The organism is Cellulomonas sp. P1_C4, from assembly GCF_056406355.1.
In genome coordinates, this window is the sequence record NZ_JBFUAI010000015.1 from 95,978 (window position 1) to 117,776 (window position 21,799).

23 protein-coding genes and 1 pseudogene are annotated in these 21,799 nt (G+C 72.4%); 13 read left to right on the forward strand and 11 right to left on the reverse strand.

Translation table 11 applies throughout. The features are described 5' to 3' along the window. Window positions 1-5 precede the first annotated feature (5 nt). The 5 genes from AC1DYZ_RS13560 to AC1DYZ_RS13580 form a co-directional block, all read right to left on the reverse strand. Window positions 6-650, reverse strand: a complete 645-nt coding sequence (locus AC1DYZ_RS13560; RefSeq protein ID WP_477065713.1) for a YesL family protein — start codon at window positions 648-650, stop codon at window positions 6-8. Next, window positions 647-1,900, reverse strand: a complete 1,254-nt coding sequence (locus AC1DYZ_RS13565; protein ID WP_477065714.1) for an arabinan endo-1,5-alpha-L-arabinosidase — start codon at window positions 1,898-1,900, stop codon at window positions 647-649. The genes AC1DYZ_RS13560 and AC1DYZ_RS13565 overlap by 4 nt, the downstream gene beginning before the upstream one ends. Window positions 1,901-1,903: 3 nt before the next feature. Beyond that, on the reverse strand, window positions 1,904-2,803 hold the full coding sequence (locus AC1DYZ_RS13570; protein WP_477065715.1) for a carbohydrate ABC transporter permease: 900 nt from the start codon (window positions 2,801-2,803) through the stop codon (window positions 1,904-1,906). A gap of 21 nt (window positions 2,804-2,824) precedes the next feature. Next, window positions 2,825-3,775 (reverse strand): carbohydrate ABC transporter permease, encoded by a 951-nt coding sequence (locus AC1DYZ_RS13575; RefSeq protein ID WP_456826496.1) that lies wholly within the window; start codon window positions 3,773-3,775, stop codon window positions 2,825-2,827. Between the two features lie 72 nt (window positions 3,776-3,847). Continuing rightward, complete coding sequence (locus AC1DYZ_RS13580; protein WP_477065716.1) at window positions 3,848-5,215, reverse strand: ABC transporter substrate-binding protein; 1,368 nt, start codon at window positions 5,213-5,215, stop codon at window positions 3,848-3,850. A 251-nt stretch (window positions 5,216-5,466) separates the two neighbouring features. Between AC1DYZ_RS13580 and AC1DYZ_RS13585 the strand changes: the two genes are divergently transcribed. From AC1DYZ_RS13585 to AC1DYZ_RS13595, 3 genes are read left to right on the forward strand one after another with little or no spacing between them, the layout of a single operon-like run. Beyond that, window positions 5,467-6,792 (forward strand): glycoside hydrolase family 27 protein, encoded by a 1,326-nt coding sequence (locus tag AC1DYZ_RS13585; RefSeq protein ID WP_477065717.1) that lies wholly within the window; start codon window positions 5,467-5,469, stop codon window positions 6,790-6,792. Further along, on the forward strand, window positions 6,789-8,297 hold the full coding sequence (arfA, locus tag AC1DYZ_RS13590) for an arabinosylfuranosidase ArfA (protein WP_477065718.1): 1,509 nt from the start codon (window positions 6,789-6,791) through the stop codon (window positions 8,295-8,297). Before AC1DYZ_RS13585 ends, arfA begins: the two co-directional genes overlap by 4 nt. Before the next feature lie 5 nt (window positions 8,298-8,302). Further along, a complete protein-coding gene (locus AC1DYZ_RS13595) occupies window positions 8,303-9,340 on the forward strand; it encodes an arabinan endo-1,5-alpha-L-arabinosidase (protein WP_477065719.1) in 1,038 nt (345 codons plus the stop codon). Here AC1DYZ_RS13595 and AC1DYZ_RS13600 read toward each other — a convergent pair. Both AC1DYZ_RS13600 and AC1DYZ_RS13605 read right to left on the reverse strand, forming a co-directional pair. Then, entirely contained in the window at window positions 9,337-9,864 is a 528-nt protein-coding gene (locus AC1DYZ_RS13600) for a GNAT family N-acetyltransferase (RefSeq protein ID WP_477065749.1), read from the reverse strand. The genes AC1DYZ_RS13595 and AC1DYZ_RS13600 overlap by 4 nt on opposite strands. A gap of 5 nt (window positions 9,865-9,869) precedes the next feature. Next, window positions 9,870-10,688: an HAD family hydrolase gene (locus AC1DYZ_RS13605; protein ID WP_477065750.1), complete on the reverse strand. Its 819-nt coding sequence runs from the start codon at window positions 10,686-10,688 to the stop codon at window positions 9,870-9,872. Between the two features lie 111 nt (window positions 10,689-10,799). On the opposite strand from AC1DYZ_RS13605, the gene AC1DYZ_RS13610 reads away from it, so the two are divergent. Both AC1DYZ_RS13610 and AC1DYZ_RS13615 read left to right on the forward strand, forming a co-directional pair. After that, window positions 10,800-11,078 carry a glutaredoxin family protein gene (locus AC1DYZ_RS13610; RefSeq protein ID WP_477065720.1) on the forward strand — a complete coding sequence of 93 codons (279 nt, stop codon included), beginning with the start codon at window positions 10,800-10,802 and terminating at the stop codon, window positions 11,076-11,078. Between the two features lie 49 nt (window positions 11,079-11,127). Continuing rightward, window positions 11,128-11,835, forward strand: coding sequence for a redox-sensing transcriptional repressor Rex (locus AC1DYZ_RS13615; RefSeq protein WP_477065721.1), 708 nt, complete (start codon window positions 11,128-11,130; stop codon window positions 11,833-11,835). 55 nt (window positions 11,836-11,890) lie between these two features. On the opposite strand, the gene AC1DYZ_RS13620 is transcribed toward AC1DYZ_RS13615, so the two are convergent. Further along, on the reverse strand, window positions 11,891-12,451 hold the full coding sequence (locus AC1DYZ_RS13620) for a YceI family protein (protein WP_477065722.1): 561 nt from the start codon (window positions 12,449-12,451) through the stop codon (window positions 11,891-11,893). A gap of 109 nt (window positions 12,452-12,560) precedes the next feature. Here AC1DYZ_RS13620 and AC1DYZ_RS13625 point away from each other — a divergent pair, with 109 nt between their 5' ends. From AC1DYZ_RS13625 to ccsB, 6 genes are read left to right on the forward strand one after another with little or no spacing between them, the layout of a single operon-like run. After that, entirely contained in the window at window positions 12,561-13,067 is a 507-nt protein-coding gene (locus tag AC1DYZ_RS13625) for a MarR family winged helix-turn-helix transcriptional regulator (RefSeq protein ID WP_477065723.1), read from the forward strand. Window positions 13,068-13,097: 30 nt separating this feature from the next. Then, window positions 13,098-13,745: a histidine phosphatase family protein gene (locus AC1DYZ_RS13630; protein WP_477065724.1), complete on the forward strand. Its 648-nt coding sequence runs from the start codon at window positions 13,098-13,100 to the stop codon at window positions 13,743-13,745. A gap of 22 nt (window positions 13,746-13,767) precedes the next feature. Beyond that, the gene (locus tag AC1DYZ_RS13635) at window positions 13,768-14,334 is read left to right on the forward strand and encodes a TlpA family protein disulfide reductase (protein ID WP_477065725.1); all 567 of its coding nucleotides are present in this window, start codon (window positions 13,768-13,770) and stop codon (window positions 14,332-14,334) included. Continuing rightward, a complete protein-coding gene (locus AC1DYZ_RS13640; RefSeq protein WP_477065726.1) occupies window positions 14,334-15,137 on the forward strand; it encodes a cytochrome c biogenesis CcdA family protein in 804 nt (267 codons plus the stop codon). The genes AC1DYZ_RS13635 and AC1DYZ_RS13640 overlap by 1 nt, the downstream gene beginning before the upstream one ends. A gap of 40 nt (window positions 15,138-15,177) precedes the next feature. After that, the gene (resB, locus tag AC1DYZ_RS13645; RefSeq protein WP_477065751.1) at window positions 15,178-16,830 is read left to right on the forward strand and encodes a cytochrome c biogenesis protein ResB; all 1,653 of its coding nucleotides are present in this window, start codon (window positions 15,178-15,180) and stop codon (window positions 16,828-16,830) included. Beyond that, the gene (gene ccsB / locus AC1DYZ_RS13650) at window positions 16,827-17,885 is read left to right on the forward strand and encodes a c-type cytochrome biogenesis protein CcsB (protein ID WP_477065727.1); all 1,059 of its coding nucleotides are present in this window, start codon (window positions 16,827-16,829) and stop codon (window positions 17,883-17,885) included. Before resB ends, ccsB begins: the two co-directional genes overlap by 4 nt. Window positions 17,886-17,900: 15 nt before the next feature. On the opposite strand, the gene AC1DYZ_RS13655 is transcribed toward ccsB, so the two are convergent. Then, entirely contained in the window at window positions 17,901-18,233 is a 333-nt protein-coding gene (locus tag AC1DYZ_RS13655) for a PLDc N-terminal domain-containing protein (RefSeq protein WP_477065728.1), read from the reverse strand. A 51-nt stretch (window positions 18,234-18,284) separates the two neighbouring features. Between AC1DYZ_RS13655 and AC1DYZ_RS13660 the strand changes: the two are divergent. Continuing rightward, window positions 18,285-18,467, forward strand: a pseudogene (locus tag AC1DYZ_RS13660) (DUF4229 domain-containing protein); the annotation flags it as partial. 99 nt (window positions 18,468-18,566) lie between these two features. Here the strand turns inward: AC1DYZ_RS13660 and AC1DYZ_RS13665 are convergent. Together AC1DYZ_RS13665 and menE are read right to left on the reverse strand one after the other, a co-directional pair. Beyond that, window positions 18,567-19,439 (reverse strand): 1,4-dihydroxy-2-naphthoate polyprenyltransferase, encoded by an 873-nt coding sequence (locus tag AC1DYZ_RS13665; protein WP_477065729.1) that lies wholly within the window; start codon window positions 19,437-19,439, stop codon window positions 18,567-18,569. After that, entirely contained in the window at window positions 19,436-20,584 is a 1,149-nt protein-coding gene (gene menE / locus AC1DYZ_RS13670) for an o-succinylbenzoate--CoA ligase (protein WP_477065730.1), read from the reverse strand. Before menE ends, AC1DYZ_RS13665 begins: the two co-directional genes overlap by 4 nt. Window positions 20,585-20,679: 95 nt before the next feature. On the opposite strand from menE, the gene AC1DYZ_RS13675 reads away from it, so the two are divergent. Further along, entirely contained in the window at window positions 20,680-21,777 is a 1,098-nt protein-coding gene (locus tag AC1DYZ_RS13675; RefSeq protein WP_477065731.1) for a DUF3048 domain-containing protein, read from the forward strand. Window positions 21,778-21,799 lie beyond the last annotated feature (22 nt).

Genomic DNA, 21,799 nt, shown 5'->3' on the forward strand with positions numbered 1-21,799 from the left:
CGGGCTCAGACCGCGTCGAGCCTGGTCAGGCGCTGGTCGACCAGCCAGCCGCTGACCAGCAGCGGCACGCTCGCCCCGACCAGCGGGACGAGCACGGGGACGGCGCTGAACGTGACCGCGAGGACCACGAACGCGGCCAGCACCGCGAGGCTCGTGAGCGGCCAGAGCAGCGGCGCGACGGCGACGAACCGCCACGCGCGGGCCACCGGCGCGTCGTCGTACCGCCGGGCGACGGGCACCAGCGTGGCGAGCGCGACCGAGAGGTAGGCGGTCAGGACGACGACGCCGACCGTCAGCGCGGCCTTCGTCGGGCCCGGGGACGCGGCGGCGAGCACCGACGCGTCGAGGGCCAGGAGGACGAACCCCACGGTCAGGGGTGCGCCGAGGAGGTTGAGCCGCCGGAAGCCGGCGCGGTAGGCGGACCAGAACTCGCGCCAGAGGTGCTCGGACGGCGATCCGCCGACGAGCCGGGCGAGCAGCGCGCCGCCGGCGCCCAGCGCGGGGTACGCGCCGAGCACGACCCCGCCCGCGAGGGTGCCCAGGAGGACCAGGACGTTCACCGCGACCACCTGCGTGCCGGCGCGCAGGAACACCATGACGCGTCCGGCCCAGCCGCCGACGGCGTCGTCGTCGTGCGTCGCGGCGCTCACGGTCCCACCCGGGTGCCGAGCGTGGCGTTGCCGTCGGCGTCGAGGCCGGCGAACGAGACGGTGCGCACGCCGCGGACGGCGTCGACCGACCCGAAGGCGACGAGCTCGAAGCCCGGCGAGGCGAACCGCCCGTCGCCGTGGCTGCGGACCGTCTCGAGGAGCTCGTCGCCGACCTCCATGGTCCGGGACGTGGTGACGGTGCCGGCCGTGGCCTGGTCGAACGTCACCAGCTCCCAGGTGCCGGCCAGCGCGGCCGGGTCCGTGGGGCGGTCGTCGTCGTCAGGCTCGGCGTCGCCGGCCCAGGGCTGCGGCGACACGACCGGCCAGCCGTCGGCGGTCCAGACGAGCCGGCGCACCTGCACCTCGTGCTGCGTGGGGTCGTCGGCGTCGCGGACGTGGTGGACCAACAGCTGGCGGTCGCCGTCGACGAGCACCGAGGCGTGCCCCGGGGCCAGCCAGGTGCGGCCGCCGGCCAGCGCATGGCCGGCGAGCACCAGGGTGCCGACGAGGGCCGGGTCGCCCTCGAGGTCCGTGAGGTCGCGCCCGGTGCGGTCCACGTAGGGACCGGTGAGCGACTCCGAGACGCCGACCCGCACGTGGTACGTCGAGAAGAGGGAGTCGTAGGAGAGCACGAGGGCGTAGCCACCGCCGGGCCGCGGCAGCACGAACGCGCCCTCGACGGCGCCGTCGACGCTGCGCGGCCGCCGGGCGAGCAGGATCCCGGGGGCGTCGCCGATCGCGAGGCCCGTCACCGGGTCGAGCTCGAGCGCGTGGATGCCGCCGAAGAACGAGCCGTAGACCAGCCAGTGCCGGCCGTCGGCGTCGACCACCGCGTTGGCGTCGATCGCGTTCGGCCCGTCGACGTCGTGCAGGCTCGTCACCACGAGCCCGCGGTCCTCCCACGGGCCGGTCGGGTGCCCGGCGACCGCCAGGCCGATGGCCGACGTGCGCGAGCCGAACGTCGACGCCGACCAGTACATGCGCCACTCGTCGCCGACCCGCACGACGTCCGGCGCCCACAGGCCCTCGGCCCCGGACCAGGCCGCCCCGGCGCTCGGCACGCCGTCGAGCGCCCACCCGTGGAACTCCCAGGTGACCAGGTCCTTCGAGCGCCGCACCTGCACGCCCGCCCGCACGGGACCGTCCGCCCACGCGTCGGTGGAGAACAGCCAGTACGTGCCGTCGTCGTCGCGCACCGCGGTCGGGTCGTGCGCGTGCCGGCCTCCCCAGAGGGCCGTGTCGGGGGTCATCGGTCAGCCCTTCGAGCCGGTGAGCGCGACAGACTCGATGATCTGCCGCTGGAAGATGAGGAAGACGACGAGGATCGGCAGCAGCGCGACGAACGACGCGGCCATGATCAGCGGGTAGTCCCGCTGCGTCGCGAACTCGACGTTGAGGTTGGCGATCACCACCTGGAGCGTCTGCTTCTCCGGGGAGTTCAGGTACAGGATCGGCGCGAGGTAGTCGTTCCAGATGTACATGAACCAGAGGATGAACTGGGCGGCGATCGCCGGGCGGATCATCGGCAGGATCATCACGCGGAAGATCTGCAGGTAGGACGCTCCGTCGATCTTCGCGGCCTCGATCATGGAGTCGGGGACCGTCGACAGGTACTGCCGCAGGAAGAAGATCATGATGATGTTCCCAAACAGCAGGGGGACGATCAGCGGCAGCAGGGTGTCCACCCAGTGCAGCCGGGAGAACATCACGAACTGCGGGATCATGATCGTCGGGTACGGCACCATGAGGCCCGACAGCAGGACGAGGAAGATCGCGTTCTTGTAGGGCAGCCGCAGCTTGGCCAGCGCGAACGCGGCCAGCGCGGACGTGAACGTGCCGATGACCGTCACGCTCAGCGCGACGATGAGGCTGTTCTTGAAGCCCGACAGGATCGGGGCCTCGGTCCACATCCGCACGAACGTGTCCCACTGCGGCGGGTTGGGGATCCAGACCGGCGGCAGGGCGAAGACCTGCACCTTGGTCTTGAGCGCCGTCGTGAACATCCAGAGCAGCGGCGCGAGCATCACCAGCGAGCCGACGGCGAGCAGGGCGAACAGTGCGGCGTTGCCGAGCCGGCTCTCGCGCTGGGCGCCCGTGCGGGGACGTTCGGTCGGCGGCGCCTGGATGGGCGGCTTCATCAGGGTCGTAGCCATGGCTGCGTCTCCGTCTCTTCCTCAGTCGATGCTGAAGCTGTTGCGCCGGTTGAGGCGGAACTGGATCAAGGTGATGACGAAGACGAGCACGCCGAGCACGATCGACATCGCCGTCGCGTACCCCATCTGCTGGTACTTGAACGCCTTGCGGACGATGTACCAGACGATGGAGGCGGAGCTGAACTCGGGGCCGCCTGCCGGGGTCATGATGTTGATCTCCGTGAAGATCTGGGACCCGGCGATGATGTTGGTGACGACCAGGAAGAAGGTCACCGGCCGCACCATCGGCAAGGTGATGTGCCGCAGCCGCTGGAAAGAGTTCGCGCCGTCGAGCGCCGCGGCCTCGTGCAGCGACGCGGGCACGCCCTGGATCGCGGCCAGGTACAGGAGCATCGAGTACCCGAGCCCCTTCCAGATGGCCATGATGATGATGGCCGGCTTGACGGTCGCGGTGTTCTGCAGCCAGTCCGGCCCGTCGATCCCGAACCAGGCGAGCACCTGGTTGATGAGGCCGAAGTCGCCGTTGTAGGCGAACTGCCACACGATCGCGATCGCGGCGAGCGACGAGATCACGGGCACGTAGTAGATGGTCCGGAACGCCGTGCGTCCGCGGATCTTCCGGTTGAGCGCGAGCGCCAGGAGCAGCGAGAGCGCCAGCCCGATCGGGATGCCGATCATGTAGAAGACGGTGTTGTAGAGCGAGATGCGGAAGTACTCGTCGCCGAACAGCGTCACGTAGTTGTCGAGGCCGACGAACGTCATCGGGCCCAGGCCGTTCCAGCTGGTCAGCGACGCGTAGACCGCGAAGCAGATCGGGTACAGCGTGAAGAGCAGGTACCCGAGGATCGGCGCAGCGACGAACGCGAGCGCCCACCGGTGCTCAGCGCGGTGCAGGCGGCGGTTGGCCCGCTTCGCCCGCTGCTCGGGCGTGAGGCCGGCGCCGGTCGACGTCGACTCGATGGTCGCGGTCATCGCGAGGGTCCTTTCCGGGGGATCCCGCCGCCCGGGAGCGTGCCCGGGCGGCGGGATCAGGGAGGGGTGGAGCTAGTTGCCGGCCGCGGCCTGCTCGGCGTTGTCGTTCGACTCGTCGAGGAGCTTCTGCATCTTCGGCTGCTCGTCGGCCAGGTAGTCGGCGGCCGTCTGCTTGCCGTCGAGCACCGGCTGGATGTTGGTCCAGAGCTCGTCGTACCACTCGGCGCCGTAGGTGAAGGCCGCCGGCATCGCCCGGCCGTAGTCCTGCGCGATGTCCAGGAACTCCTGGCGGTTGGCGGGCTCGGAGTCGGTCTCCGCCGCCCACGTCTGGGCCATGTCGACGAGGTTCGGGATCTGCACCCCGGCGTCGACGAGCGTCTGCTGCGCGGTCGGGTCCGCCGACAGGTACGTGACCAGCTTGACGGCGTCGTCGGGCAGCTTGCTCGTGGCGGAGACCCCGATGCCGAGCGAGCCGACCCAGGTGGCCGCCCCGCCGTCACCGACGGTCGGCCAGGGGATCAGGTCGTAGTCGAAGTCGAGCTTGTTGTACGTGCTGACGTCCCACGGGCCGACGGGGAAGAAGCCGATCTCGCCGGCCATCCACCGCTGGTAGGTATCGAGCGTGGCGGCGTCGGAGGCCGACGGCGTGACCTGGTCCACGTTGGTGAGGTCCGCGAACTTCTGCAGCGCGTCGGCGAACTCGGGGGTGTCCACCGTGACCTTGGTGCGGTCCTCGTTGGTCCAGTCGCCGCCGTTGCTCCACACCATCGACTGCAGGTTCCACTGGACGTTGAGCCCGGTGCCCCACTGGTCCACGGCGCCGTCACCGTCGGTGTCCTTGGTGAGCTGCTTGCTGATGTCGACGAACTGGTCCCACGTCAGCGGGGTGTCCTTGTCGGGCAGCGGGATGCCCGCGGCCTCGAGCATCGTCTTGTTGTAGCCGAACGAGAACGGGCCGACGTCCTTGGGCAGGCCGTAGAGCTTGCCGTCGGGGGTGCCCTGGAGCGTGCCGTCGAACCGGTAGGAGTTCACGCCGTACGGCCAGATGTTGTCCAGGTCGATGCCGCTGGCGGCCACCTCGTCGGTGATGTCCGCCAGGACGCCCGAGCTGACGTACGACTGCAGGCTGGCCTGCTCGATGTAGAACACGTCGGGCACGTTGTTGCCGGCCACGGCCGCCTGGAGCTTGGTGGCGTACTGGTCGGCGTCGGTGACGATGACCTTCACCTTCACGCCGGTGTCCGCCGTGTACTTCTTGATGGCGGCCTCGTACGCCGCCTTCTCGTCCGCGCCTCCGCGGAACATGAACGTGATCTGCTTGTCGCCGCCGTCGCTTCCGCCGTCGCCGCCGCTGCACGCCGTGAGCGCCAGCATCCCGGCGACCGCGGCGAACGCGGCGCCGGCGATGAGCTTGTTCTTCTTCATCGTCCTGCCTCCCATATCCCAAGGATGTGTGAGGTCACGGTCGCGTCAGGACCGCCGTGGGGCTGGTCCGTCAGGGTCGTCGTTGACCTCGTTCCGTCCGATCAGCGCTGCATCTACAACGTTGATCTACAACGATGTAGAACATGACACGAGAAGCGGTGCGCGGTCAAGCCACGAACTCGTAACGGACGGTTGACGCCGTCGGAGGGGCCGTGCATGATGCGTCTACAACGATGTAGAAGCGACCGACGGCGAAGGGGCTGACGATGTCGATCCATGCGCAGACGCCGCCCATGGGATGGAACAGCTGGGACAGCTACGGGACCACCGTGACGCAGGACGAGGTCCTGGCGAACGCCCGTGTGCTGGCCGAGCGGCTGCTGCCGCACGGGTGGGACACGGTCGTCGTCGACATCGACTGGTACGACCCACAGGCCCGTGCGCACGGGTACAACGACGGCTCGTCGCTGGTCCTGGATGCCTTCGGCCGCCAGCTCCCGGCCGAGAACCGGTTCCCGTCGGCCGCCGGCGGACGCGGCTTCGGACCGCTCGCCGACGCGGTGCACGAGCTCGGGCTGCGGTTCGGCGTGCACATGATGCGGGGGATCCCGCGGCTCGCCGTCGAGCAGGACCTGCCCGTCGAGGGCACGGACTGGACGGCCCGCGACGCCGCGGACACCACGTCGGTGTGCCCCTGGAACGTCGACAACTACGGTCTCGACCACGACCACCCGGCCGCGCAGGCCTATCTCGACGGGCTGGTCGCGCAGCTGGCCGGCTGGGGCGTGGACTTCCTCAAGGTCGACGACATGCTCGCGCCGTACCACCCCGACGCGATCGAGGCGTGGGCGCGGGCGATCGAGCGCTCCGGCCGCGACGTCGTCCTCTCGCTCTCGCCCGGCACCCACCTGTCGACCGCGCAGGTCGAGCACCTGCGGGAGCACGCCCAGATGTGGCGGATCTCCGACGACCTGTGGGACCGCTGGGAGGACGTGCACGCGCAGTTCGCGCGGCTGGCCCGGTGGGCGCCGCTGCAGCGACCCGGCGGGTGGGCCGACGCCGACATGCTGCCGCTCGGGCGCGTCGGCCTGCGCGCGGAGCGCGGCGAGGACCGGCAGAGCCGGCTGACCTACGACGAGCAGCGCACGATCCTCACGCTCTGGGTCATGGCCCGCTCACCGCTGATGGTCGGGGGAGACCTGCCCACCAGCGACCCGGCGACCCTCGACCTCCTGGCCACCCCCGCGGTCGGCCACGTGCTGCGGTCGGCGACGGGCGGCCGCGAGGTCGTCCGCGAGCCGCTCGACGACGGCGAGCTGATCGTGTGGACCGCCGTCGAGGCCGACACCACCTACGTCGCCGTGTTCTGGACCGGCCCGCAGACGCGGACCGTCTCGCTCCCGCTCTCCTCGCTGGTCGGCCACGCCGCCGCGAGGGGCGACTGGACCACCCGGGACCTGTGGGAACCCGGCACCACCCCCGACCTGCACCCGACCGCGTGGGAACCGGAGGGCGCGCTCGTCCTCGACGTCCCGTCGCACGGCGTGCGCTGGACCGCGCTCGACCACCGACCGAACCAGGAGACCGCATGATCCCCGTCCGACTCACCCTCGACCCGGCCTTCCGGGTCGGCCCGGTCCGCCGGCGCACGTTCGGCTCGTTCGTCGAGCACCTGGGCCGCTGTGTCTACACCGGCATCCACGACCCCGAGCACCCGACGGCCGACGCCGACGGGTTCCGCAAGGACGTCATCGAGCTGACCCGCGAGCTCGGCGTGAGCACCGTGCGCTACCCGGGCGGCAACTTCGTCTCGGGCTACCGCTGGGAGGACGGCGTGGGCCCGCGGGACCAGCGCCCGGCGCGCCTCGACCTCGCGTGGCACTCGACCGACCCCAACACGGTCGGCGTCGAGGAGTTCATGCGCTGGGCGAAGCTGGCCGAGGTTGAGCCGATGATGGCCGTGAACCTGGGCACGCGCGGCGTGCAGGAGGCCCTCGACCTGCTCGAGTACTGCAACGTGCAGGGCGGCACCCGCCTGTCCGACCAGCGCCGCGCCAACGGCGCCCCCGACCCGTACGACATCCGCATGTGGTGCCTGGGCAACGAGATGGACGGTCCCTGGCAGATCGGGCACAAGACGGCCTACGAGTACGGCCGGCTGGCCGCCGAGACCGGCCGCGCGATGCGCATGGTCGACCCCGACCTCGAGCTCGTCGCGTGCGGCTCGTCGGGCGTGGCCATCCCGACCTTCGGGGAGTGGGAGCGCATCGTGCTCACCGAGGCGTACGAGCAGGTCGACCTCATCTCCGCCCACGCGTACTACTGGGAGGAGGACGGCGACCTCGGCTCGTTCCTGGCCTCGGCCGTGGACATGGACCACTTCGTGGAGTCGGTGAGCGCCACCGCCGATGCCGTGCGCGCGCACAAGAAGCTGGACAAGCGCATCCACATCTCGTTCGACGAGTGGAACGTCTGGTACCAGCACCGCGCCGAGTCCAAGCCGCCGACCGGGCACGACTGGCCCGTCGCACCCGTGCTGCTCGAGGACAAGTACAACGTCGCGGACGCCGTCGTCGTCGGCAACCTGCTCATCTCCCTGCTGCGGCACACCGACCGCGTGCACTCCGCGTCGCTGGCGCAGCTGGTCAACGTGATCGCGCCGATCATGACCGAGCCGGGCGGCCGGTCCTGGAAGCAGACGATCTTCCACCCCTTCGCCCAGGCGTCGCGCTACGCGGTCGGCGACGTGCTGCAGGTCGCGGTCGAGTCGCCGACGTACGAGACGGCGAAGTACGGCGACGCCGCGCTGGTCGATGCCGTCGCGACGCGGGACCCCGAGACCGGCGCGGTCGCGCTGTTCGCGGTGAACCGCTCGCTCACGCAGACCGTCACGCTCGAGGTCGACGCCCGCTCGCTGCCCGGCCTGCGCGTCGTCGAGGCGACCACGCTGGCCAACCCCGACCACACGTGGTCGGCGACGGCCGACGACGACTACTCCGTGGTGCCGCGCGGCAACGCGTCCGCGGTCGTCCGGGACGGCCGGCTCACCGTCGAGGTGCCGCCGGTGTCCTGGAACGTCGTCCGGCTGGGGGTCTGACCGCCGTGCGCAGAGCCGTCGTGGCGGGCGTCGTCGCTCTCGCCCTGCTGGGGGGAGCCGGGGTCGTGGSCGCGCTGCGGCCCGACCCGTCACCCGCCGCGACGGCGCTGTCCCTGAGCGGGGACATCCACACCCACGACCCCGCGCTCGTCGCGGGCGCCGAGGGCGAGCCCTGGTACGTGTTCTCCACCGGCGACGTGCGCGAGGGGCTCGGCGCGCCGCAGATCCGGCGGTCCACCGACGGGGGCCAGACCTGGGAGCTCGTCGGCACCGTCTGGGACGCCGACACCCGGCCCGAGTGGGTCTACGACGCCGTGCCCGGGGTGTCCAACTTCTGGGCGCCCGAGGTGATCGAGCACGACGGCACGTTCTACCTCTACTACGCGGCGTCCACCTTCGGCTCCAACAAGTCGGTCATCGGCCTGACGACGAACACCACGCTCGACCCGGACGACCCGGCCTACGCGTGGGTCGACCAGGGCGAGGTCATCCGGTCCGAGCCGGGCCAGACCGACTACAACGCGATCGACCCCGGTGTGGTCGAGGACGCCGACGGCACCCCGTGGATGGCGTTCGGCTCGTTCTGGGGCGGCATCCAGCTGGTCGAGCTGACCTGGCCGTCCGGCAAGCCCGTCGAGGGTGCCGAGCCGACGACGATCGCCAGCCGCACCTCGCCGCCGAACGCGATCGAGGCGCCGTACCTGGGGCTGCACGACGGCTGGTACTACCTGTTCGTCTCGCGCGACGCGTGCTGCCAGGGCACCGACTCGACGTACAACATCGCGGTCGGGCGCTCGCGGGAGGTCACGGGTCCGTACGTCGACCGGTCGGGCTCCGAGATGACGCTCGACGGCGGCGAGCAGCTGCTGACGTCGACCGGCGACATGGTCGGACCCGGCGGGCAGTCCGTCTCGCGCGGGTACCTCGCGTTCCACTACTACGACGCGGCGGCGGGCGGCGACTTCCGGCTCGAGATCCGGAAGCTGGCCTGGGACGACGAGGGGTGGCCCGTCGCGACGACGCGCGACGAGCAGGACGGCTAGAGCGGGCGCTCCAGCACGTAGTCGTCCTCGATGCGTGTGCCCACGGTGAAGTGCTTGGTGCCGACGACGGCGAAGCCGGACCGCACGTAGAACGCCTGCGCCCGCGCGTTCTGCTGGTTGACGCCCAGCCAGATGCCCTGCGCGCCGCGGTCGCGTGCGGCCTCCAGCGACGCCGCCATCAGCGCGTTCGCGATGCCGGCGCCGTGGTGGTCCGGGTGCACGTAGCACTTGGACAGCTCGATGGTGGGCCGCACGTGCAGGGCGGCGCGGACGTCGTCGTCGGCGGGCTCGCCCGCGACCAGCATGGTGTAGCCGACCAGGCCGCGGTCCTCGGCGACCAGGACGGTCCGGTGGGGGTCCTCGAGGTACTCCGCGAACCGCTCGGTCGAGAGCACCGCGTCGATGAACTCCTGCTGGTCCTGCGCGGTCGACCCCGGCGGGCACGCGAGCGGGAACGTGAGGGCGGCCAAGGCCGCGAGCGCGCCGAGGTCGGCGTGCACGGCCGGGCGGATCGTCGTCTCGATCGTGGTCACAGCACGTCCTTCCCGGTACCCCGCCAGGCCCGGAGGGCCGCGCGGGTGATGAGCCCGGCGGCCCACGCGGCGCCCGCGAGGCTGGCGACGGTGGTGCCGCGGCGGGCGTTGCGGCGGCGGTTGCGGAACTCGCGGACCGGCCATCCCACCTCGGCGGCGTAGTGGCGCAGGCGGCGGTCGGGGTTGATGGCGCACGGAAAGCCGACCTCGGACAGGATCGCCACGTCGTTGGTGGAGTCGCCGTACGCGTACGACGCCGCCAGGTCGATCCCTTCCTCCTCGGCGATGGCCCGCACGGCGTCGGCCTTCGCCTGCCCGTGCAGCATGTCGCCGACGAGGCGCCCGGTGTAGAAGCCGTCCCGGTGCTCGGCGATGGTGCCGAGCGCCCCGGTGGCGCCCAGCCGGCGCGCGATGAGCGAGCCGATCTCGACGGGGGTCGCCGTCACCAGCCAGACGGAGTGGCCGGCCGCGATGTGCTGGTCGAGGAGCCGCTGCGTGCCGGGGTAGATCCGCAGGCAGAGCACCTCGTCGTAGACGTCCTCGGCGATGGCTGTGACCTCAGCCACCGAGTGGCCCTCCATGATCGACAGCGCCCGGCTGCGGACCTCGTCGATCTGGTGCTTGTTCTCCCCGAACGTCAGGTACCGGAACTGGTGGAGACCGAACTGGACGAGGTCGCGCTTGCGGAAGAAGCCCCGCCGGTACAGGCCCACGGCCAGGTGGAAGGAGCTGGCGCCGCGGATGATCGTGTTGTCCACGTCGAAGAACGCGCCCACGCCGGGACCGTCCGGACCTGACCCCGGGTCCCGCAGCACGGGAGCGGGGGCGGCGGTGTTCCCGGACGCCTGACGCACCTGGTCACTGTAACGAGGCTCGAGACCCGCGACGGGTGAACGACGGGTGCCGGTCGGTGAGAGCCTGGTGGCATGACGGTGAACAGTCGGGTGGTCCTCTACGGCCGTGTCGGCTGCCACCTGTGCGACGAGGCCCGCGAGGTGGTGCGGACGGTCTGTGCCGAGACCGGCGACGCATGGACCGAGATCGACATCGACGCGGCCGACGTCGCAGGTCGGGACCTGGTCGACGAGCTCGGCGAGCTGGTCCCGGTGGTCGAGGTCGACGGCGTCCAGCAGGGCTACTGGCGGATCGACGCGGCGCGTCTGCGTCGAACCCTTACCCCCGCCGGGCCCCGACCCCTAGCCTGACCAGCAGGACCCGGGCGACCGGGTCCGACGGGGCGTCGCGGGAGTCGATGTGGACACGCAGCGAGGTGGGTCCCGGGCGCACGGCGGGGCAGCGGAGCCCGGTGCGACCGGGCACCTGCGCGCGCGCGACGTGCCGCCCGCGACCGTGGCCCGGCTGCCCGGGTACCTGCGCGCGCTGCACGCCCTCACCGCGGAGGGCGTGGTCACGACGTCGTCGGAGGAGCTCGCGTCGGGCGCCGGGGTCACGCCGGCCCAGCTGCGCAAGGACCTGTCGTTCCTCGGCTCGTACGGGCGGCGCGGTGTCGGCTACGACGTCCTGCACCTGTCGGAGCAGATCGCGGTCGTGCTGGGCCTGACGACGCAGCGGCGCGTCGTCATCGTGGGCATCGGCAACCTCGGGCACGCGCTGGCCAGCTACTCGGTGTTCGCCGAGCGCGGGTTCGCGGTGGTCGGCCTGGTGGACACCGACCCCGCGGTGGTGGGGACGTCGGTGGCGGGGCTGGTGGTGCAGCCGTCGTCGGCACTCGCGGAGGTCGTCACCTCCAACGACGCGACGATCGGGATCATCGCCACGCCCGCTGCGGGGGCCCAGGACGTCTGCGACGCGCTGGTCGCGGCGGGCGTCGTCGGCATCCTCACCTTCGCCCCGCGGGCGTTGCGTGTCCCGGAGCACGTCGACCTGCGTGCCGTGGACGTCGCCTCGGAGCTGCAGATCCTGGCGTTCCACGACCGCCGCCGCACGGCCACCGGTGCCTGAGCACGCGAACGGCCGGGCCCCGAGGGACCCGGCCGGACGTGTGGTGCGAGCTGTGTCAGCCCTTGATGATCGAGACGTCGAGCGCGATGACGACCTTGTCGGAGACGAGCACGCCGCCGGCCTCGAGGGCCGCGTTCCAGGTCAGGCCGAAGTCCTTGCGGGAGATCGTCACGCTGGCCTCGAAGCCTGCGCGCGTGTTGCCGAACGGGTCCACCGCGGTGCCGTTGAACTCGGTGTCGAGCTCGACCGACTGCGTGACGCCGTGGATCGTCAGGTCGCCGACGATGACGTAGTTCTTGCCGGCCTCGCGGACCTCGGTGGAGACGAACGACCACTGGCCGAACTTCTCGACGTCGAAGAAGTCGCCGCTCTTGAGGTGGCCGTCGCGGTTGGCGTCGCCCGTGGCGACGGTGGACGGGTCGAGCGTGACGGAGACCGACGTGCTCGCCAGGTCCTCGCCGACGACGACGGTGCCCTCGGTGACCGCGACGGTGCCGCGGACCTTGGAGATGCCGGCGTGACGGACCGTGAACGCGGCCTCGGTGTGCGAGGCGTCGACCGCCCACGTGCCCGTCGTGAGACCGGCGGGAAGAACGGCGGTGGTGGTGGTGCTCATGGGGGAAGTCCTCCGTGGTTGTTGAAGAGTCAACGAAACCTGTTAGTTCAAAGTTGTACTACACTCGCTCCAGACCCGCAACCCCAGACCCCAGGACGGAGGCCCCGTTGTGACCACTGACACATCCACCACGGTGGAGTGGCTGACTGCCGAGCAGCAGACCCACTGGCGCGCGTTCCGCGGCGGCGCGGCCCGCCTGTTCGCCGCCCTCGAGCACGAGCTCGAGCGCGACACGGGGCTGTCCACCCACGAGTACGAGGTGCTGGTGCGCCTGTCGGAGGAGCCGGCGCGGACGTTGCGCATGGCTCAGCTGGCCGACAACATCGCGCACTCCCGCAGCCGCCTCACGCACACCATCCGGCGCATGGAGGAGCAGGGGCTCGTCACCCGGGCGCCCTGCCTCGAGGACGCGCGCGGCGTGAACTGCGTCATGACCGACAAGGGCTGGGAGGTCCTCGTCGCGGCCGCCCCGAAGCACGTGCAGTCCGTGCGGGACCACCTGGTCGACGTGCTCACCGACGAGCAGTTCGCGGCGCTCGGCGACGCGATGGAGTCCGTCCGCCTGCACCTCACGGGTGGCGCGTGTCACGTCGAGCCAGACGCTCCCGCGTGCTGAGCGCACAGGAGTGTTTGCGAGACTGAGCCCATGGTCGCGACCACGATCCACCTGATGCGGCACGGCGAGGTCCACAACCCCGCGGGCGTGCTCTACGGACGGCTGCCCGGCTACCGGCTCTCGGAGCGGGGTCTGGCGATGGCGGACATGGTCGCCGCGCACCTCGCCGGGCCCGTGCGCCACGACGTCGTCGCCGTCGTCGCCTCCCCGCTGCAGCGCGCGCAGGAGACGGCCGGACCCATCGCCGCCGCGTTCGGCGTGTCGATCGGGACCGACGAGCGGCTCATCGAGGCCGGCAACCACTTCGAGGGCCTCGCCTTCGGCGTCGGTGACGGCTCGCTGCGCCACCCGAGGCACTGGCCCTACCTGCGCAACCCCTTCCGGCCGTCCTGGGGCGAGCCGTACAGGGAGCAGGCCGACCGGATGCTGGCCGMCGTCGACACCGCGCGCGAGCTCGCCCGTGGCCACGAGGCCGTGCTGGTCAGCCACCAGCTGCCGGTCTGGGTCACCCGCCTCGCGCTCGAGAACCGGCACCTGTGGCACGACCCTCGCAAGCGGCAGTGCTCGGTCGCGTCCCTGACCAGCCTGCGGTTCGAGGGCGACACGCTCGTCGGCATCGGCTACAGCGAGCCCGCGGGCTCCCTGCTGCCGGGCGTCTCCTCGGTCGCGGGGGCCTGACGTGCGCGGACGCGGTCTCGCGGTGGGCGCCGTCGCCCTCCTGCTTCTCGCCGGCTGCACGCCCGGGGGCCAGGAGAACCCCGACGACGTCGCCGACCAGGGCTACCAGTCCGGCGACGGCAGCACGACGACGTGGGCCGTGGGCGACCGCACGGGCCCGCTCGAGCTGTCCGGCACCGACTTCGAGGGCACCGCACAGGACGTCGCCGACTGGCGGGGCGACGTCGTCGTGCTCAACACCTGGTACGCCAACTGCCCGCCGTGCCGCGCCGAGGCGCCCGACCTCGCCGCCCTGGCCACGGACTACGCAGCCGACGACGTGCAGGTGCTCGGCATCAACCGCACCGACGACGCCGGGACCGCGCAGGCGTTCGAGCGGCAGTTCTCGGTGCCCTACCCCAGCCTCGCGGACTCCGACGGGACCGCGATCGCGGCCCTGCAGGGCACGGTGCCGGTGAACGCGGTGCCCACGACGGTCGTGCTCGACCGCTCGGGGAACGTGGCCGGCCGCATCCTCGGCCTGGCGGACCCGTCGACGCTGCGCTCGATGGTCGACGGGCTCCTGGCCGAGCCGGCGCCCACCTCGTGATGCTTCTCGACGCCGGCGACGCCTTCGGCCGGGCGGTGACCTCGGGCTCGCTGCTGCTGGCGATCCCGGTCGCCGTCGTCGCCGGGCTCGTGTCGTTCGCGTCGCCGTGCGTGCTGCCGCTGGTCCCCGCGTACGTCGGCTACCTGGGTGGCATGACGGGGAGCGCCGACCGCCTCGGCTCCTCATCGGGGACCACGCTCGTCAAGACCGCCCCCGCGCGCAGCCGGGTGCTGCTCGGGGTCGGGCTGTTCGTCGCGGGCTTCACTGCAGTGTTCGTCGCGCTCGCCGCGCTCGCGGGGTCGCTGGGCGGGGTGCTCGTCGAGTACCAGGACGTGATCTCGCGGGTGCTCGGGGTCGTCGTCATCGTGCTGGGCCTCGGGTTCCTGGGGCTCATCCCGTTCCTGCAGAACGAGCGGCGCGTGCACCTGGCGCCGCGGGCGGGGCTGTGGGGTGCGCCCCTGCTGGGCATCACTTTCGGGCTCGGGTGGGTGCCCTGCATCGGCCCGACGCTCGCCGCGATCCTCACGCTCTCGCTCGACGGCGGGTCGGCCGGCCGCGGCGCCCTGCTCGCCGTCGCGTTCTGCCTCGGGCTGGGGCTGCCGTTCCTGCTCGTCGCCCTCGGCATCGAGAGCAGCGCCACGATGCTCGGGTTCCTGCGTCGGCACCGCCTCGCGATCATGCGGCTCGGCGGCGKGATGCTCGTGATCCTCGGCCTCGCGCTGGTCACCGGCGTGTGGGGCACGTGGTCGTCGTGGCTGCAGGGCGTCCTCGTGGGCGGCGACCCGTTCGTGCCGGTGGTGTGACGTGAGCGTGCATCGCCCCGAGGGCCTCTCCGACGTCTTCATGGACCCGACCGAGGCTCCGGCCTCGACGCCGCCGACCCTGCCCACGCTCGGGTTCGTCGGCTGGTCCCGCTGGGCCTGGCGGCAGCTCACCAGCATGCGGGTGGCGCTGCTGCTCCTCATGCTGCTGGCCGTCGCGGCCGTGCCCGGGACCGTGTGGCCCCAGCGCGCGCAGAACGCCGACAAGGTCGCCACCTACCTCACCGACCACCCGACCGCCGGGCAGTGGCTCGACCGGTTCGGGTTCTTCAACGTGTACTCGTCGGTCTGGTTCTCGGCGATCTACATCCTGCTGTTCGTCTCCCTGGTCGGCTGCATCCTCCCGCGCACCAAGGTGCACCTCGCCGGCGTCCGCGGCCGCCCGCCGCGCGCGCCCCGCCGGTTCGGGCGGTTCCCCGCGCAGGGGTCCGGTTCCGTGGCCGCCGACCCGGAGGTCGCCGCCCAGGACGCCGTGACGGTCCTGCGCCGAGGCTGGCGCTGGCTCCCGTTCGTGCCGACCTACCGCGTCGACACCCGCGACGAGGGCGGCGGCACGTGGTCGGTGTCGGGGGAGCGCGGCTACCTGCGCGAGACCGGCAACCTGGTGTTCCACCTCGCACTCGTCGGGCTGCTCCTGTCCGTGGCCACCGGGCAGGTGCTGCACTACCGCGGGCAGGCGATCGTGGTGCAGGGCCGGGGGTTCGCCAACGCGCAGGTCGACTACGACACGTTCGAGCAGGGCACCGCCTACTCGCCGACGAGCCTCGTGCCGTTCACGCTGCGCCTCGACGACTTCGAGTCCCGCTTCGACCCCGACACCCTGCAGTCGCGCGACTTCACCGCGCACGTCACCCTGACCAACCCGGGCGCGGCGCCGGAGAAGAAGACCATCAAGGTCAACCACCCGCTCGACGCCGGCGGCGCCAAGGTATACCTGCAGGGCAACGGCTACGCCCCCGACATCACGGTGCACGACGCCGCCGGGGAGGTCGCTTTCAGCGGACCGACGCCGTTCCTGCCGCAGGACAACGTCTACACGTCGCGCGGCGTGCTCAAGGTCCCCGACGTCTCCGGCGACCAGGAGCAGATCGGCGTCGTCGGCTACCTGCTGCCCACCGCGCAGGAGGTCGGCGACGACCTCTACCGCTCCGTGGACCCGCAGCCGAACGACCCCCTGCTCGTCCTGTCGGTCTGGCAGGGCAACCTCGGGCTCGACACGGGCGTCCCGCAGAACGTCTACCAGCTCGACGAGGCCCGGCTGACCCAGGCCGTCGACGCCGACGGCAAGGCGATCACGCTGTACGTGCGCCCCGGCGAGACCGTCGACCTCCCCAACGGCCTGGGCACGCTGACGTTCAACGGCCTGCCCCGCTACGTCGCCCTCGACCTGCGCCACGACCCCGCGCTGCCGTTCGTCCTGGTGTTCGCGCTGCTCGCGTTCGCCGGCCTGGCCACCTCGCTGTTCGCCCCGCGCCGACGCGTCTGGCTCCGGTTCGCGCCGGGCGAGGGCGAGGGCGACGGCCGTACAGTGGTCACCGCGGCCGGGCTGGCCCGCGGCGACGACGTCGGACTCCAGCCCGAGCTCGACCGGGTGCTGGCGGAGACGCTCGCGCGGTCGGATGACAGACCCCCGGCCGCCCCAGGCGGCCAGACCTCAGGAGAGGGCACGCCATGACCACCGGTGACCTGAGCACCTTGCTCGTCTGGGGTGCCGCGACCGCGTTCACCATCGCGCTCGTCGCCTACAGCGTCGACCTCGCGCGGATCGTGGAGCACGCGCAGAAGCGTGTGCCCGAGGAGGCGCTCGTCGGGTCCGTCTCCACCCGACCGGCCAGCGCCGTCGGCGGGTCGGAGGACCAGCGCGCCCCCGGCCGGTCCGCGCGCGCCGAGGGCATCGCCCGGTCGACCACGCTGGTCGGTCTCGTGATGCTCTTCGCCGGCATCGTGCTGCGCGGCGTCGCCGCCGGTCGCTGGCCCACCGCGAACATGTACGAGTTCACGATCGTCGGCACCTTCGTCGCCGTGCTCGTCCTCACCCTCGTGCAGCGCCGCCGGGTCATCGCGTTCGTCGGCGTGCTCGTCATGGGCATGGCGGTCCTCGCGCTGGTGCTCGCCCTCAACGTGTTCTACATCCAGGCCGACCAGGTGCAGCCCGCCCTGCAGAGCTACTGGCTCATCCTGCACGTCGGCGTCGCCATCACCGCGACCGGCATCTTCACCGTGGCGTTCGCCGCGTCGGTGCTGCAGGTGCTGAAGAGCTACCGCGAGGAGGGCCTCGCGGTCGCCGACGCCCCCGTGGTGACGGTCGGAGCCGGCGCGTCCGCCGCCGACGGGTCGCTGGTCGGTGTCGCGCGGAGGTCCGACGGCTTCCGCCGCGTCCTCAGCGGACCCAAGATGGGCTGGCTCGAGCAGGTGCCCGGCTCCCGCGAGCTCGAGGCGATGGCGTTCCGGCTCAACGCCATCGCTTTCGTCCTGTGGACCTTCACGCTCATCGGCGGCGCCATCTGGGCCGAGCACGCCTGGGGTCGGTACTGGGGCTGGGACCCCAAGGAGGTCGGCACGTTCGTCGCCTGGGTGACGTACGCCGCCTACCTGCACGCACGCACCACGCGGGGCTGGAGCGGCCGCCGCGCGGCCTACTTCGTCTTCGTCGGGTACGCCGTCGTGCTCATGAACTTCACGGTCGTGAACCTCGTGGTGTCCGGCAAGCACTCGTACTCGGGGATGTGACCCGCGCGGCTTCCGTCAGGACGCGGACGGGCCGTCGTTGCTCGTTCCGCCGTCAGCGCGTCTGCGGTCCTCGTCCAGCCCCCGGAGGAAGTCGGGGTCGTCGTCGGGACCCGCAGTACGTCGGCGACGCGGTGCGTCGGGCGACCCGCCCGGCTGGCCGGCGTAGGCGGTGCGCCGCGACCACCGGACGGCCAGCCACACGATGACCCCGACGAGGGGCACGAGCAGCACGAGCAGCACCCAGAGCGCCGGGTGCACGCCGAGCCGCTCGTCGTGGTTGCTGCGCAGGATGTCGAACACGCAGTACACGGTCAGCCCGATGAGCAGCAGGACGGCCAGGTTCCTCACGTCACCAGAGTAGTCGTCGGCCCGCACCGCGGGGGCGGCCTACCCTTGACCGTGCCTTTCGTCGTCTACTCGGTCCTGCGCCTCGCGCTCTTCGCGGTCTGCCTCGGTCTGCTCTGGTGGGCGGGCCTGCGCTCGTGGTTGGTGGCGATCGTCGCCGCGTTCCTCGCGTGGGCGCTGTCCTACGTGCTGCTGAACGGTCCGCGCGACGCGGCCGCCCGCCAGCTCGCCGAGCGCGCCGAACGGCGCCGCCAGGCCGGCGACCGGGCCGTGCTGGGCAAGCGCGCGCAGGAGGACGCCGACCTCGAGGACGCCGCCGACGAGGCTGCTCGGGGTCTAGAGAGCCAGCCCCACGCCGAGCAGCACGCCGAACGCGAGCTCGAGGAGCCCGGTGCCGGCGAGCACGGGGACCAGCGCGCGGCCGCGGGCGCCGAGCAGCACGGTGACCGCCAGCACGACCGAGGGCGCGAGCAGCACGAGCACGATCAGCGTCCAGACTGACGCGAACGCGCAAACCACGCCGCCGAGCAGCACGGGCAGGATCACCAGCACCGCGTAGACGCGCCGGGAGCGGTTCTCCCCGAGGCGTACGGCCAGGGTCCGCTTGCCGACGAGGGCATCCGTGGGGACGTCGCGCAGGTTGTTGGCCATGAGCAGTGCACACGCGAGCATGCCGACGGACACCGCGCCGACCCAGGCCGGCCACGAGAGCTCGTCGGCCTGCGTGTAGGTGGTGCCGAGCACCGCCACGAGCCCGAAGAACACGAACACGCCGACCTCGCCGAGCCCGCGGTAGCCGTACGGCCGCCGGCCACCCGTGTAGCCCCACGCGGCCAGGATGGCGGCCGCGCCGACGGCGAGCAGCCACCACTGACCGGTGAGGACCACGAGCGTGAGGCCGAGCAGGGCCGCGACGCCGAACGACGCGAACGCCGCGCCCTTGACGGTCCCGGGGCTCGCGGTGCCCGAGGCGGTGAGGCGGAGGGGGCCGACGCGGTCGACGTCGGTGCCGCGGATCCCGTCGGAGTAGTCGTTCGCGTAGTTCACGCCCACCTGCAGCGCGAGCGCGACGCCGAGCGCGAGCGCGGCCCGGCCGAGGTTGGCCTCGCCGAGCTGCGCGGCGGCGCCGGTGCCGACGAGCACGGGGGCAGCCKCCGCGGGCAGCGTGCGCGGTCGCGCACCCTGCACCCAGTCGCTGGCAGTCGTCACGTKGGGGTCCTCTCCAGGGAACGGGCGGCGAGCTGTGCCGTCGCCCGACGGTCGATCTTGCCCGGCCCGCGCACCGGGAGCGAGTCCGTGACCACCAGCCGGCGAGGCGCGTGCGCCGCGCCGAGGCGGTCGGTGACCGCGCGGCGTGCGTCGTCGAGCGTCGGGGGTCGGACGCCGGCGCGGGGGACGACGACGGCGACGACGGCCTGTCCCCACTCCGGGTCGGGCACGCCGACCACGCAGACCTCGCCGACCCCGGGGAGCCCCGCGAGGACCTGCTCGACAGGCCCGGGTGCCACCTTGGTGCCCCCGGAGACCAGCACGTCGTCGGCGCGCCCGAGCACGGTGAGCCGTGAGCCGTCCAGGCTCCCGAGGTCGGTGGTCCGCAGGTGCCGGACGCCGTCCACCTGCACGAACGTCTCCGCATCGAGGTCGGGGCGGCCGAGGTAGCCGTCCGCCAGCACCGGTCCCGCGAGCAGGATCCGGCCGTCGTCGTCGAGCGTGACCCGCACCCCGGCGAGCGGGGTCCCGTCGTAGACGCAGCCGCCGCAGGTCTCGGACATGCCGTAGGTGGTGACCACCGGGACACCGGCGGCCCGGGCGCGCGCCAGCAGCTCCGGCGCGGTCGCGGCGCCCCCGAGCAGGACGGCGTCGAACGTCGCGAGGGCGCTGGTCGCGGCGGGGTCCTCCAGGAGCCGGACGAGCTGTGTCGGGACGAGCGACGTGTACCGGGGCGCGTCGGGGGCCAGGGCCGTCGCCGCGGCGACGAACGCGGGCGCCCGGAACGGGCCGGGCTCCAGCACGACCGGCGTCGTCCCCGCCAGGACGGAGCGGACGAGCACCTGCACGCCGGCGACGTGGTGGGTCGGCAGCGCGAGCAGCCAGCGACCCGGGCCGACGAGCCGCCCGTGGGTCGCCTGCGCCGACGCGCGCAGGGCCGTCGCCGAGAGCAGGACCGCGCGCGGCTCACCGGTCGAGCCGGAGGTCCGCACCACGACGGCGACGTCGTCCGCGACCGACGACGTGGTCCTCGCAGCATCGTCCGGGACCGGGCAGACGGCCGCGCCGGTGCCGTCCAGAGCTGCCGCGAGGGCCGGGAGGAGGAGGTCGGGCCGCGCGGGGACGTCACGCAGCGGCCGGGTCACGCCCCCAAGCGTAGGTGCGCCCGGGCGCGCGCCCGGCCGGGGACCGTGCAGACAGCCCGTAGAGTGTCGCGCGGTTTCACACCCCTAGGAGCATCGTGTCGTCTGTCCTCACCCTCCCGTCCGCCCGGCGTCGTCCGGTCGCGCTCGTCGCGCTGGCCACCGGCGCGGGCCTGCTGCTGGCCGCCTGCAGCGGGTCGCCGACAGCCGACCCGACCGTGGCCGCCCCCGTGACCCAGGCGCCGGTGATCCAGGCGGCGAAGGCTGCTCCGCCGGCGCCCGTCGTCGCGCCCCGCTGGCCGCTGACGGGCGTGACCGCGACCGAGGTGGCCACCCGCCCCGCCCTCGCCGTGAAGATCGAGAACTCGGGCGAGGCGCGCCCGCAGACCGGCCTCGAGCAGGCGGACGTCGTGTGGGAGGAGGTCGTCGAGGGCGGCATCAGCCGCTTCGTGGCCGTCTACCAGTCGCAGGTCCCGGCCGAGGTCGGTCCGATCCGGTCCGTGCGGCCGATGGACCCGGCGATCGTCGCGCCGATGCACGGCCTCATCGCCTTCTCCGGTGGGCAGGCGGGCTTCGTCCAGGCGCTGAAGAACGCGGGCGTCCAGACCATCAGCATGGACGCCGGTGCCGCGGGGTTCTACCGCAAGAAGGGCGTCGCGCCGGCGCCGCACAACGTGTACGGCACGCCGCAGACGTTCTGGGACCAGGCCGACGGCGACCACTCCGCGTCCCCCGCCCCGCAGTTCGTCATCGCCAAGCACCCCGAGCAGGCGAGCGCGGTCGTCTCCGGAGGTGCGTCCGGGACCGTCACCGTCAAGCTCTCGGGCTACGCGAAGCCGACGTGGACGTGGGATGCGGGCACGGGCACGTGGCTGCGCGCCGAGGGCGCGACGCCGGCGACGGTCACGTCGGGGGCCCGTATCGCGGCCACCAACGTGGTCACGCTCAAGGTGCGGCTGGTGAACTCGGGCACGGTGGACCCCGCCGGCAACCCGGTCCCCGAGACCGTGCTCGACGGCTCGGGCGACGCCACGGTCTCGAGCGGCGGCCACACCGTCATGGGCACGTGGACGAAGACGGGCGAGGGCGCGGTCCTCACGCTGGCCACCGCCGACGGCGGCGTGCTGACGCTGGCGCCGGGCACCACCTGGGTCGAGCTGGTCCCGCAGGACTCGGGCTCGGTCACGATCGGCTGAGACGGCCGGGGCTCCCCGTCGC

Coding starts and splice junctions, on each gene's coding strand:
- arfA (WP_477065718.1), top strand. CDS start 6,789: ATGATCCCCGTCCGACTCACCCTCGACCCGGCCTTCCGGGTCGGCCCG.
- AC1DYZ_RS13585 (WP_477065717.1), top strand. CDS start 5,467: ATGTCGATCCATGCGCAGACGCCGCCCATGGGATGGAACAGCTGGGAC.
- AC1DYZ_RS13570 (WP_477065715.1), bottom strand. CDS start 2,803: ATGGCTACGACCCTGATGAAGCCGCCCATCCAGGCGCCGCCGACCGAA.
- AC1DYZ_RS13575 (WP_456826496.1), bottom strand. CDS start 3,775: ATGACCGCGACCATCGAGTCGACGTCGACCGGCGCCGGCCTCACGCCC.
- AC1DYZ_RS13580 (WP_477065716.1), bottom strand. CDS start 5,215: ATGGGAGGCAGGACGATGAAGAAGAACAAGCTCATCGCCGGCGCCGCG.
- AC1DYZ_RS13620 (WP_477065722.1), bottom strand. CDS start 12,451: ATGAGCACCACCACCACCGCCGTTCTTCCCGCCGGTCTCACGACGGGC.
- resB (WP_477065751.1), top strand. CDS start 15,178: ATGGACCCGACCGAGGCTCCGGCCTCGACGCCGCCGACCCTGCCCACG.
- AC1DYZ_RS13565 (WP_477065714.1), bottom strand. CDS start 1,900: ATGACCCCCGACACGGCCCTCTGGGGAGGCCGGCACGCGCACGACCCG.
- ccsB (WP_477065727.1), top strand. CDS start 16,827: ATGACCACCGGTGACCTGAGCACCTTGCTCGTCTGGGGTGCCGCGACC.
- AC1DYZ_RS13610 (WP_477065720.1), top strand. CDS start 10,800: ATGACGGTGAACAGTCGGGTGGTCCTCTACGGCCGTGTCGGCTGCCAC.